We start from the raw sequence: 12225 nt of genomic DNA, 5'->3' as shown, positions 1-12225 counted from the left end.
GCGCCTCACCAGTGGCGAATACGTCAATGATCGGGGCGTTTTCGCCACGGACGGGTGGTCCGGAGGGCGCCCTGGATCACCCGATAGACGCCGATCCGCACCCTTGCCGCCATCGGGCACGCCGACGGTTCCGCCGAAGATCGCCTTGTTCAGTCCGTCGTGCGGACCCTGCGGCGCGTCGAAGGTGGGATGGGTGCGGATATAGCGGCCCGAGCCGCGCTGGTGGAACGACGCCAGCCATCCTAGCTTGAGCACAAGGAGGAGCGCCCCATGGACCTCGACGCCTATCTGGCCCGCATCGGCTATGCCGGGGCGCCGCGCGCGGACCTGGAGACCCTGACGGCGATCCACCGCGCCCACCTCCTGGCCATCCCCTACGAGAACCTGGACGTGCAGCTGCAGCGGCCCGGCGACGTCTCCGTGCAGCACGCCTTCGACAAGCTGGTGACGCAGCGGCGCGGCGGCTGGTGCTATGAGATGAACGGTCTGCTGGGCTGGGCCCTGGCCGAGATCGGCTTCAAGGTCACGCGCATGGCCGGCGCGGTGGGCCGCACCGAGCGCGGCGAGATCAGCCATGGCAACCATCTGGTCCTTCGCGTGGACCTGGACCGCCCCTACATCGCCGACGTCGGGTTCGGCGATGGCGTGCTGGAGCCCGTGGCCTTGGCCGTGGGCCCGATGACGGTGGCCGAGTACGACTTCCGCCTGGAGAAGCTCGACGCCGACTGGTGGCGCTTTCACAACCACGCCCTGGGCGGCGCGCCCTATTTCGATTTCACCGAGGCGGCGGCCAGCGACACCACGCTGAACACCACCTGCCAGTGGCTACGGACCTCACCGGATTCGATCTTCACCCAGTTCCCCATCGTCCAGCGCCATACCCCGGACGGCTTGGTGATCATCCTAGGCCGCACCCTGCGACGTGTCCGACCGGGGGAACGCACCCAGGCGCTGATCGAGAGCGCCGACGCCTTCGTCGACATCCTGGCCCGAGAGTTCGGCCTCGACGTGCCCGAGATGGCCGCCCTGTGGCCTGCGATCTGCGCCAAGCATGAGGAACTGTTCGGCGAGAAGGCGAACTAGGCTCGCGTCTGGCTTTCGAGATAGCTCGACAACGCGTCGAGCAGCCGGCGCGATGTGAGGACGTCGGTGTCCTCGGCCGCCTGTTCGAGACCCGCGCCGAAGTCGGTGATGGCCTGAAAACCGAAGCCGCCGCCTGATCCGCGCATGTTGTGGCCCAGGATCGTCACCGGTTCGAAGTCGGCCCGATCCAGGGCGTCGCGCATGGTGATGACATCTTGGCGGCAACTGTCCAGATAGGCCGGAATCTGGGCCAGCAGCCGCTCGCTCGGCCGCCAGGACCTCGGTTCTTCTGGAGCAGGCTCCGCGGGCGGCGCCAGGGTCGCGTAGTGCAGGATGGCCGCCAGCAGCACGTCCTGCTTGATGGGCTTGGTAAGGTAGGCCGTACAGCCGGCGGCCAGGCAGGTCTCGCGGTCGCCCTTCAGGGCCGACGCGGTCAGGGCGATGATCGGGGTCGGCGGCCGCTCATTGGCCTTTTCCCAGGCGCGGATGGTGCGTGTGGCGGTCAGGCCGTCCATGGCGGGCATCTGGCGGTCCATCAGGACAAGGTCGTAGCGCCCGGCCTTGAACATCTCGCACGCGATGATCCCGGTCTCGGCGACGTCGACGCGATAAGGGGTGTCATCGAGATAGGCGAGAGCGATGGTGCAGTTGTCGGGCGAGTCCTCAGCCATCAGGATCTGCAGCGGCGCGAGCGGCGCGGCGGGACCGGCGCCGACGGGCATGCTGACCGGACGGTTCGCCGAGGCCCAGACTTCGAGCGGCAGGGCGAAGGCGAAGACGCTGCCGACATCGACGCGGCTGCTCACCCAGATTCGCCCGCCCATCAACTCCACCAGACGCTTTGAAATCGTCAGTCCCAGGCCGGACCCGCCAAACCGCCGGGTCGTCGAGGAGTCCGCCTGGGTGAACCGTTCGAAGACGCGCGCCAGCTTGCTGTCGGCGATCCCGATGCCGGAGTCTGTGACGGTGAACCTCAAGGCGGTGGGAACCGCCGGATCCAGGTCCGGCTCCACCTTCAGCGAGACCTCGCCCCCTTGCGTGAACTTGATAGCGTTGCCAAGCAGGTTGAGCAGCACCTGACGCAGCCGCGTCGGGTCGCCCATCAGGTCGTTGGCGACGTTGGGGGCGATCTCGCAGACCAGGGTCAGGCCCTTCTCCTGCGCCCGGGGCGCCACCATCTCGATCACCTTCTCCAGGTGGTCGCTGAGCGAGAAGCCGGTCTGCTCCAGGTCCAGTTGCGAGGCCTCGACCTTGGAGAGGTCCAGGATGTCGTTGATCAGGTTGAGCAGGTTGTCACCGGACCGCCGGAAGATCTGCACGTACTTGTCCTGCTCGGGCGTCAGCGGCGTCTTGGCCAGCAGGTCGGCGATCGCCATGATGGCGTTCATCGGGGTTCGGATCTCGTGGCTCATGCTGGCCAGGAAGTCGGACTTGGTGCGGCTGGCGCTCTCGGCGATGGCCTTGGCCTGCTGCAACTCGACCTCAACCCGCTTGCGCTCGGTGACGTCGCGGGCCGCGGCGAACACCCCCTTCAAGGTGCGGTTTCGATCATAGAAGGTGGTGGCGTTGTAGGAGACCACGGTCTGCTTGCCGTCCCGGGCCCGCGCCGTCAGCTCGTAGTCGGTGACCGATTTCTGGGCCAGCACCCGCTTGATGCCCGCCTCGGCCCGGTCGGGATCAGTGAAGCAGTCTTTGAAGGGCGCCCCGATCAGCTCGTCGCGGGTCGACCCGGTCAGGGCCTCCATCTGCTTGTTCACGTCGGTGATGATGCCGGCCGGGTCGGTGGTCATCAGGGCGTCGATGTTCGATTCGATCAGCGAGCGGGTGTAGAACTGCTGGTCTCGAAGGCTCTGGTCGGACTTTTTCTGCTCCTCCTCCACCAGCTTGCGCGCGGTGTTGTCCGTGCCGATCAGCAGATAGCCGATGATGGCCCCGGCGGCGTCGCGCAGGGCGGTGACCGAGACCACGGCGGGAAACCGGCTGCCGTCCTTGCGGATATAGGTTAGCTCGTAGATGTCCTCGATGCCGCGCGAGGCCTTGAACACGAGGGCCTCGAAGCCCGGCGCGATATGGGTGGCCAGTTCGGCGCTCAGCGCCTGGGCGCGCGCGATCAGTTCTTGGGGGTCGGAGATGTCGGCCGGCGTGATGGTGTTTATCACCTCGGCCGCCTCATAGCCCAGCATCCGCTCGGCCCCGACGTTGAAGATCTGGATCACCCCCTTGGCGTCCGTGGCGATGCTGGAGAAGTTGGCGCTGTTGAAGATCGCGCTCTGCAACGCGGCCAGGTTCGCGCCCGTCTCAGCAGGGGCGGTGGGGATGAGGATGGGGCTTCCTAACTCAGATGTACGTCCGTGACCGGCGCGAAGGCCGGGATCACCGGGGTTTAGTGCAGCAGGGTTCCAACCGAATTTCCGAGTTGCTCAGCCGAATAGGGCTTCTGGATAAACTGGCCCCCACCAACAAATCCGTCCGCCATTTCCGCGCTGAGCGGGCTCCCGGAGGTGTAGAGAACCCGCAGGCCCGGCCGCAGCACGATGGCCTGGTTGGCGACGTCGTAGCCGCCGGAGGGCAGAGAGCTCAGCCTGATGTCCACGAAGAGCGCGTCGATGTGGGAGGTCGCCGACAGGTGGACCAGGGCTTCCGCCAGGTCCGTGGCGACAAGGGTGCTGTGACCCAGGTCTTCCATCGCCCACTCGGCGTTCTGACGAATGAAGAACTCGTCCTCGACAATGAGGATGACGGCCATCAGGGGGCCAACAACTGTGGGCGCGGCATGCTGGAAATGTCTCCCGCGGCGGCCATGACGGCTTACAGCGGGTGAAATCTAGCATGCGCCCCAGCAAAGCTTGCATGGCTTCTGACTTATTCTGGCGGGACCCCGACGATCACCGCCGCAGGGAGAAACCGATCCTCAGTGTCCGGGGCGCGGCGAAGCTCTCGGTCCCGTCGCCGGTCTCGCCCACCTCGATGCGGGCGTCGGTGAGGTTCTCGGCCGCCAGATAGAGCTCGCTGTCGGGCGTCAAGCGCCAGGTCGCCCGGGCGTCGACCCCGACGGAGGCCCCGAGCTTGCGGCTGTTCAGGTCATCCTCGAAACGCTGGCTCTCGAACCGCGCGTTGGCCGACAAGGTCAGGCGCTCGGTGGCCTTCCAGTCCACCCCGGCGGTCACCGTATATTCCGGCGTCTGGGCCGGGCGTTTTCCGGTGAGCTGGGGGGAAGCGCCGCCGCCATCGACCTCCGCCTTGGTGGCCGAGGCCGCACCCATCAGGGTCAGGCCGCCGAAGGTGCGCGAAATGTCGGCCTCCAGGCCCCAGGCCTTGATCTGGCCGGCGTTGCGGCGCTGGCGCAGCACACCACCCACCGGGATGAAGCCCGCCACCGGATAGGCCATTCCGCCCGGCCCCACGGTGACATTGGTGATCGGGTCGTCGAGGCGGTTGTAGAAGATCGTCCCACTCCAGCGGGTCGCCCCGTCGCCGCCGATCCCGAATTCGACCCCATAGAGGGTCTCGGGCGTCAGGGTCGGATTGGCCTCGGTGACATCATTGCCCACCCGGAACGGGCGGTGGAGTTCATTGAGCGTCGGCGGCCGGAAGCCGGCATAGGCCGCGCCCCGCAGCCAGGTCGCCTCGTTCAGCCGGTAGCGCACCCCGAACCGCGCCGTCGGCGTCGTGCCCGAGGTGTCGGGCGAGGTGGAATTCAGGGTGACGGCCCCAGTAGCCAGGTCGCGCTCACGGCGAACCGCCTCGTCCTGTCGCCAGGCATCGACCCGCGCGCCGCCGATGACCAGCCAGTCGCCCCGGTCCAGCACGCCCTCGGCATAAAGCCCCGCCACCGCCGTGGTCCCACCCGACTCCCGGCCGCGGGTGAAGCCGCCGGCCATGTAGCGAAAGCGCTCGAAGGCGTGGCCGTCGGCGAAGCGGGCGTCGCCGCCCACCTCCCAGGAGAAGGCTGTCCCCCGTCCCTGCCAGGCGGCGTTGAAGCCGTGGCCCAGGGCCGGTGTCGAATACTGGTCGCTGGCCGGCGTGGTGGCCACGCGGCCCGCCGCGACGGCCGACGAGGTGTTCTTCAGGTCGCTGGACCGCGCCCAGGCCTGCAGCCGCCAACCGCCGCCGTCGATGATCCTGGCGATCGTCGCCGTGACCGATCCGCCGCTGGCCGTGGAGTTGGCGCCGACCAAGCCGGCCCCGCGCTGTTCCTCATAGGCCCCCAGCCGCAGGGCGCCGACGATCCCCTCGTGCTCGCCTTGAACCCGGAAGGCGAAGGCGCCGGCGTCCAGCGTCGTCGGCGCGTCGGCCGCCCCGCGTCCGCCCCGCACCGGGGTGTAGCCGTCCGAGCTCTCCGCGCTGGCGGTCACCAGCAAGCCGGTCGTACCGACCGCGACCGCCGCGCGCGCCCCGCCCCTCTGGGCGAGGGAGACGTCGAGGGCCGAGACGCCCTGCGTCGCCCCGCGCTCCTCCAGGGCGATCACCCCGGTCAGGGCGCCCGCGCCATAGGCCCCGGCGCCCGCGCCCCGCACGATGGTGACGCTCTCCAGGCTTTCGGGCGGCAGGGCCGACCAGATCACCCACCCCCCGAAGGGGTCGTTTTGCGGCGCGCCGTCCAGGGTCACCAGGGCCCGGCCCGCGCCGGAGGGCGCCACGCCGCGCAGGGAGATCCCCTGGATCGTGGGATTGGCCGCGTCGCTGCCGGTCCGCCGAAACAGCGAGACGCCGGGCGCCCGCTTCAGGGCCACGTCGAGACGCGGCGCGGTCTTCAGCTCCTCGGCGCCGATCTGCTGGACCGCGAACACCGCCTCCCCACCCAACGCCGGCAGGCGCGGAGCATGGACGACGACGACTTCGACTTCGGGCGGGGGAGGACTGATGGGCATGGCCAAGGGCATAGGGGCAAAGGGGCGCCCTGTCAGCCGTCACCCCGCGGCAAGTGACACAACCCCAGGCAGATCGATGAGAAACTGCATGCTCAGGAAGCTTAACGAACCCTCGCCTATCCGGTCATAAAACCGTGCCTGGACTTGGGACTCGCGGCGCCCCAAATCCCGCTCACGGGGGAACAACTGGAGACGAACGCCATGCTGGACCTGTCCTTGCCGCCCTCCGTCACCGTCAGCCCCACCCTCGTGGGGGTCTCGATCCTCACCGATGACGGCGTCACCGTTCAGGTCAGCCTGCCCCGTCCGCGCGGCCTGCACGACATGCCCGAGGCCGAGGTCGCCGCCCGGGCCAAGCGCCTGGCCCAGGCGGCGCTCATCACCGCCTTCGAAAGTCTCGAGACCGCCTAGCCTTCTGTGTCGATGGAGGCCTGCATGGCGGGCGAATAGCGCGGCCCGGTCACGGTCTGCGGATTCACCAGGGCTTCGACCTGGGCCATCGTCTCGGCCGACAGCTTGATCGCCGCCGCCCCGGCGTTTTCCACCATGTGGCCCGGGTTCGTGGTGCCGGGGATGGGGACAAGGGTCTCATCCTTGTCCAGCAGCCAGGCCAGGCACAGTTGGGCCGGCGTGCAACCCGCCGCCTTCGCCAGGCCGGCGAAGGCCTCGAACATCTTCAGATTGGCGGCGAAGGCCTCGCCCTGGAAGCGGGGCATGCCCAGCCGCATGTCGCCTTCCTGGAAGGCCGCGGGATCGGACGCGCCGCCGGCCAGGAAGCCGCGGCCCACCGGGCTGAAGGCCACGAAGGTGACCCCAAGGTCCCTGCAGGCCTGCAGCACCGCGATCTCCGGATTGCGGGTCCAGGGCGAGTATTCTGTCTGCAGGGCGGTGATGGGATGGACGGCGTGGGCGCGGCGCAGGGTGTCAGCCGACACCTCCGACAGGCCGATGGTCTTGATCTTTCCCGCCGCCACGAGGTCGGCAAGCGCCCCGACGCTGTCCTCGATCGGCACCCGCTTGTCCCAACGGTGCAGGTAGTAGAGGTCGATGACGTCGGTCTGCAGCCGCTTGAGGCTGCTCTCGCAGGTGGCCTTCAGGACGTCGGGATGGCCGTTCAGCTCCCGCTTGTCGCCATTCGTCAGGCCGCACTTCGAAGCCAGCACATAGTCGTCGCGCCGGTCGCCCAGGACTTCGCCGATCAGGGTCTCGTTGTGGCCGACGCCATAGACCGCCGCGGTGTCGAGGAAGGTGTAGCCGGCGTCCAGCGCGCCCTTCAGCACCCGTTCGGCCTGCTCCCGCGGGGCCGGAGGTCCGTAGCCGTGGGAGAGGCTCATGCACCCCAGGCCGATGGCGGAGACCTCGAACGGTCCAAGCTTGCGGGTCTGCATGGGGCGGCTCCTCAGAAGCGGCGCGACAGTGCGCGGGAGCCTTTTGGAGCCGCCGGGATCAGTTCGTCAATCGCGGCCGAGGGCCTTACGGATTGACGTTCAGCTTGATGCGGATGCGGCCAGCCTCGGCCATGGAGTCCGGCACGTGGATGTTGGCCGCCAGTTTCAGCGCTGTGGCGGCGCCCGGGTTGGTGGCCGGGTCGGCGTCGATGACGGTGCAGGCGGTCAGTGCCGGGCCATTGACCAGGCACTCGACGATATAGGCGTTGGCCGCCAGGGCCGGGGCGGCTTCGGAGGCTTGGGCCGACGCGCCCGAGGGGGCGGAAATAGCGGCCGTCAAAGCCAGGACAGAAAACAACATGAGACCTCGGCGGTTAATAGAGGTTAATCAAATGTGAAGACGTCCCGAAAGCAAGTGTTTCATTTCGGGGGCCTGCGCGCTGTTCGCCGCAACCGCCGTGCCGCGCCGCGCCTTCCCCCCCTCGGCGCCACCATTCTGAGCGACGGCGCCCGCTCATATCGCATTGCAATATGCCCCATATTGCGTCGCACCATTGTCACTTGCCGGGTGCCGAATCCACGCGCTAAGTCCCTCTCAGGCGACGCGCTTGGGCCACCCTAGAAGCACAAGCCTCAGCCTGAGGAACGCCGGGAGGCGGTTGAACCCCAACCCCTTTCGGAGACGACGACTATGATGAAACTGATGACCCTGGCCGCTCTGGCCACCCTCGCCCTGGCTCCGGTCGCCCATGCTGAAGAAGGCGTCCGCGTCTCTCTGGTCGGCAAGTCCAGCGCCCAGATCCACGCCGACATTGTCGCGGCCGCCAAGAAGGTGTGCGCCAAGGCGGTGACCAGCGAGAGCCTGTTCCTCGACGCCTACGGCCGCTGCATGAAGGGCTCGGTCAACTCGGCCCTCGAGCAGCTCGGCGCCTCGGACGTCGCCCAGCTCGAAGCGATGCGGCTCGCCCAGCGCTAAACCAAACACCCAGATTTGCGGGGAAAGGGTCGGCATCACGCCGGCCCTTTTTCTGTGGCCTAAGCCGCCACGGCGCCGCCGTTTCGCAACGCGGCTACAAGCGAGCCGCGACCAGCAGAAACATCGGCCGTGCTCGATCACCGGCAGGCTGACACCAAACCGGGTCAGACCGCGGTCGCGCGCCAGCGGCTGATAGCTCTGGCCATTGCAGGGGCTTCGGAAGGCCGCGGGATAGGTGCTCCGGTGGCCGAGGGGCATCGCCGCGTGGTCAATCCGGACAATGAGGCGGCCAATTCTGACGCGTCTTAAGTATTCGCAAGCTTAGATCTCGGCCAATTTCGCGCGGGCGCGACCGTCCAAACGCAAAAAACCCCGCGCGAGCGGGGCTTTAAGAGATCTTTGGGTGCGGGGACAGGATTTGAACCTGTGACCTTCAGGTTATGAGCCTGACGAGCTACCGGGCTGCTCCACCCCGCGGCAAAGCTATAATCGTGATTGAAGGGTTATTGGACATATCCGTTTGGTAGACCTGGCGGCGACCTACTCTCCCGTGCCTTAAGACAAAGTACCATCGGCCCAGAGAGGCTTAACGACCGAGTTCGGAATGGGATCGGGTGGGGACCTCTCGGCAAAACCACCAGGTCAACGAAACGGATATTTGAGAAGACATCACTGCTGAAAGCGCGATTTCTGAAGCGCATTCATGAATTTCACTAAGAACGATCAAGCCGATCGAGCGATTAGTACCAGTAAGCTGCATGCCTCGCGGCACTTCCACACCTGGCCTATCAACGTGGTGGTCTACCACGGCTCTCGGCGAAACCTTGTTTTGAGGTTAGTTTCCCGCTTAGATGCTTTCAGCGGTTATCTAGTCCATACTTAGCTACCCTGCTGCGCGGCTGGCGCCACGACAGGTCCACCAGAGGTATGTCCATCCCGGTCCTCTCGTACTAGGGACAGATCCTCTCAAGTTTCGTACACCCACGGCAGATAGGGACCAAACTGTCTCACGACGTTCTGAACCCAGCTCACGTACCACTTTAATCGGCGAACAGCCGAACCCTTGGGACCTGCTCCAGCCCCAGGATGTGATGAGCCGACATCGAGGTGCCAAACTTTGCCGTCGCTGTGGACGCTTGGGCAAAATCAGCCTGTTATCCCTAGAGTACCTTTTATTCGTTGAGCGATGGCCCTTCCACGCAGAACCACCGGATCACTATGGCCGACTTTCGTCTCTGCTCGACTTGTCAGTCTCGCAGTCAGGCGGGCTTATGCCATTGCACTCATCGAGCGATTTCCGACCGCTCTGAGCCCACCATCGCGCGCCTCCGTTACACTTTGGGAGGCGACCGCCCCAGTCAAACTGCCCGCCACGCCATGTCCCGAACCCGGATAACGGGCTGCGGTTAGACGTCAGCGACAACAAGGGTGGTATTTCAAGGTTGGCTCCACCGGAACTGGCGCCCCGGTTTCATAGCCTCCCACCTATCCTACACATGTTGCCGCTAACGCCAAGGCGAAGCTGCAGTAAAGGTTCATAGGGTCTTTCCGTCTGACCGCGGGAACCCCGCATCTTCACGGGGAATTCAATTTCACTGAGCCTATGCTGGAGACAGTGGGGAAGTCGTTACGCCATTCGTGCAGGTCGGAACTTACCCGACAAGGAATTTCGCTACCTTAGGACCGTTATAGTTACGGCCGCCGTTTACCGGGGCTTCAATTCGCAGCTTGCACCACTCCTTTTAACCTTCCGGCACCGGGCAGGCGTCAGACCCTATACGTCGCCTTGCGGCTTCGCAGAGCCCTGTGTTTTTGATAAACAGTCGCTACCCCCTGGCCTGTGCCACTCTACAAAGGTTGCCCTAAGCAGAGTCACGCTTATCCCGAAGTTACGCGTGCAATTTGCCGAGTTCCTTCAGCATAGTTCTCTCAAGCGCCTTGGTATACTCTACCTGTCCACCTGTGTCGGTTTAGGGTACGGTCTCCGTTGGAGTTATTTCCAGGGACCCCTTCACTGCAAGGAACAATCCAATAAGCCCTCACAATTTACGGGATCCGTCACTTCCAACTGGCTCAGGAATATTCACCTGATTCCCATCGACTACGCCTTTCGGCCTCGCCTTAGGGGCCGGCTAACCCTGCGCAGATTAGCTTTACGCAGGAACCCTTGGACTTTCGGCGAGAGTGTTTCTCACACTCTTTATCGTTACTCATGTCAGCATTCTCACTTCCGATACCTCCAGCAAGGCTCACGCCTTACCTTCACAGGCTTACGGAACGCTCCGCTACCGCTTGCAGTAAACTGCAAACCCATACCTTCGGTGAATGGCTTTAGCCCCGTTACATTTTCCGCGCAGGATCGCTTGACCAGTGAGCTGTTACGCTTTCTTTAAATGATGGCTGCTTCTAAGCCAACATCCTGGTTGTCAAAGCAATCCCACATCGTTTCCCACTTAGCCATTACTTGGGGACCTTAGATGATGGTTAGGGTTGTTTCCCTCTTCACGACGGACGTTAGCACCCGCCGTGTGTCTGCCGGATAGTTCTCTTGGGTATTCGGAGTTTGGTTAGAATTGGTAGATCTCGCGACCCCCGCATCCATCCAGTGCTCTACCCCCCAAGGAATTCGTCCGACGCACTACCTAAATAGTTTTCGCGGAGAACCAGCTATGTCCAGGTTTGATTGGCCTTTCACCCCTATCCACAAGTCATCCCAGAATTTTTCAACATTCACGGGTTCGGTCCTCCAGCTGGTGTTACCCAGCCTTCAACCTGCTCATGGATAGATCACCTGGTTTCGGGTCGTCATGCGACGTACTTATTCGCCCTATTCAGACTCGCTTTCGCTGCGCCTACACCTAACGGCTTAAGCTTGCACGGCACATGAAGTCGCTGACCCATTATACAAAAGGTACGCCGTCACCACGCGAGGTGGCTCCGACTGCTTGTAGGCTTCCGATTTCAGGTTCTATTTCACTCCCCTTGTCGGGGTGCTTTTCACCTTTCCCTCACGGTACTTGTTCACTATCGGTCGTCGAGGAGTACTTAGGCTTGGAGGGTGGTCCCCCCATGTTCAGACAGGATTTCACGTGTCCCGCCCTACTCGAGTCCGTCGCTAATTGACGCCTACGGGGCTATCACCCGCTATGGCTGACCTTTCCAAGTCATTCGGCTTTATGTCACGACGGCACTGGCCTGGTCCCGGTTCGCTCGCCACTACTACGGGAGTCTCGGTTGATGTCCTTTCCTCCGGGTACTGAGATGTTTCAGTTCCCCGGGTTTGCTTAATGAACCCTATTTTATTCAGGTCATTATACCTTTGAACGACGTACGAACCTGATGCCCAGCCGAAGCTGAAAATCAAATTCGCAAATCGTAAAGGTGGGTTTCCCCATTCGGAAATCTTCGGATCAAAGGGTGCTCGCGCCTCCCCGAAGCTTATCGCAGCGTGCCACGTCCTTCATCGCCTCTCGACGCCAAGGCATCCATCAGAAGCCCTTATGCGCTTGATCGTTCTCAGTGAAACTCATGTAAGGGGACGGTATTTGCCACCCGTCGGTACGAAGCGGTGGGTGGCGCCCTCACATGCGCTATAGAAATCTTGTTCTTTCGAACAATGATGTCTTCTCAGGTCCATCCTCCAAACCCCAGGGGGGGCCGGATAAACCCTTCAATTCACGATGTCATTGAACCAGCGCCGGCATAGCCAGGCGTTGGAAACTTTGTATCTTTCCGATCGCGTTATTCACGTCTTCATGGTGGAGCCAGACGGGATCGAACCGACGACCTCATGCTTGCAAAGCACGCGCTCTACCAACTGAGCTATGGCCCCCTTTTGAAGAGGAGCCGCTCAAGCTGAGAGCTTGTCATCGACCTGTCCGCCCGAGGTATCACACGAGAAGTGTGG

The 12225-nt window shown here is 63.9% G+C and carries 8 protein-coding genes, 3 tRNA genes and 2 rRNA genes (1 of these 13 cut by a window edge); 3 read left to right on the top strand and 10 right to left on the bottom strand.

What is annotated here, in order from left to right; genetic code table 11:
* Positions 1-270 precede the first annotated feature (270 nt).
* The gene (locus OCL97_RS07320) at positions 271-1083 is read left to right on the top strand and encodes an arylamine N-acetyltransferase family protein (RefSeq protein WP_377368922.1); all 813 of its coding nucleotides are present in this window, start codon (positions 271-273) and stop codon (positions 1081-1083) included.
* Here OCL97_RS07320 and OCL97_RS07315 read toward each other — a convergent pair.
* The 3 genes from OCL97_RS07315 to OCL97_RS07305 form a co-directional block, all read right to left on the bottom strand.
* Entirely contained in the window at positions 1080-3359 is a 2280-nt protein-coding gene (locus tag OCL97_RS07315) for a PAS domain S-box protein (RefSeq protein WP_377368921.1), read from the bottom strand. The two genes, OCL97_RS07320 and OCL97_RS07315, sit on opposite strands and share 4 nt — an antisense overlap.
* A gap of 107 nt (positions 3360-3466) precedes the next feature.
* On the bottom strand, positions 3467-3829 hold the full coding sequence (locus OCL97_RS07310) for a response regulator (protein WP_377368919.1): 363 nt from the start codon (positions 3827-3829) through the stop codon (positions 3467-3469).
* A 139-nt stretch (positions 3830-3968) separates the two neighbouring features.
* The gene (locus OCL97_RS07305; protein WP_377368917.1) at positions 3969-5954 is read right to left on the bottom strand and encodes a TonB-dependent receptor; all 1986 of its coding nucleotides are present in this window, start codon (positions 5952-5954) and stop codon (positions 3969-3971) included.
* Positions 5955-6155: 201 nt separating this feature from the next.
* Here OCL97_RS07305 and OCL97_RS07300 point away from each other — a divergent pair, with 201 nt between their 5' ends.
* Positions 6156-6365 carry a hypothetical protein gene (locus tag OCL97_RS07300; protein ID WP_377368915.1) on the top strand — a complete coding sequence of 70 codons (210 nt, stop codon included), beginning with the start codon at positions 6156-6158 and terminating at the stop codon, positions 6363-6365.
* Here the strand turns inward: OCL97_RS07300 and OCL97_RS07295 are convergent.
* Together OCL97_RS07295 and OCL97_RS07290 are read right to left on the bottom strand one after the other, a co-directional pair.
* Positions 6362-7342, bottom strand: coding sequence for an aldo/keto reductase (locus OCL97_RS07295; RefSeq protein ID WP_377368913.1), 981 nt, complete (start codon positions 7340-7342; stop codon positions 6362-6364). The genes OCL97_RS07300 and OCL97_RS07295 overlap by 4 nt on opposite strands.
* An 85-nt stretch (positions 7343-7427) precedes the next feature.
* Complete coding sequence (locus OCL97_RS07290) at positions 7428-7703, bottom strand: hypothetical protein (RefSeq protein WP_377368911.1); 276 nt, start codon at positions 7701-7703, stop codon at positions 7428-7430.
* Between the two features lie 330 nt (positions 7704-8033).
* On the opposite strand from OCL97_RS07290, the gene OCL97_RS07285 reads away from it, so the two are divergent.
* Positions 8034-8318, top strand: coding sequence for a hypothetical protein (locus tag OCL97_RS07285; protein WP_377368909.1), 285 nt, complete (start codon positions 8034-8036; stop codon positions 8316-8318).
* Between the two features lie 400 nt (positions 8319-8718).
* On the opposite strand, the gene OCL97_RS07280 is transcribed toward OCL97_RS07285, so the two are convergent.
* The 5 genes from OCL97_RS07280 to OCL97_RS07260 form a co-directional block, all read right to left on the bottom strand.
* Positions 8719-8795 (bottom strand) — tRNA-Met (locus OCL97_RS07280).
* Positions 8796-8845: 50 nt separating this feature from the next.
* Positions 8846-8960 (bottom strand): 5S ribosomal RNA (rrf, locus tag OCL97_RS07275).
* Between the two features lie 77 nt (positions 8961-9037).
* Positions 9038-11830: ribosomal RNA gene (locus OCL97_RS07270) — 23S ribosomal RNA — on the bottom strand.
* 244 nt (positions 11831-12074) lie between these two features.
* A tRNA-Ala gene (locus OCL97_RS07265) sits at positions 12075-12150 on the bottom strand.
* A 72-nt stretch (positions 12151-12222) separates the two neighbouring features.
* Positions 12223-12225, bottom strand: a tRNA-Ile gene (locus OCL97_RS07260) (it continues 74 nt past the right edge of the window).

Origin of the sequence: Phenylobacterium ferrooxidans (genome assembly GCF_042714595.1) — a bacterium.
GTDB classification, from domain to species: Bacteria; Pseudomonadota; Alphaproteobacteria; order Caulobacterales; family Caulobacteraceae; genus Phenylobacterium; species Phenylobacterium ferrooxidans.
The sequence above is the reverse complement of the archived record's forward strand: the minus strand, read 5'-3'. Positions and strand labels throughout refer to the sequence as shown.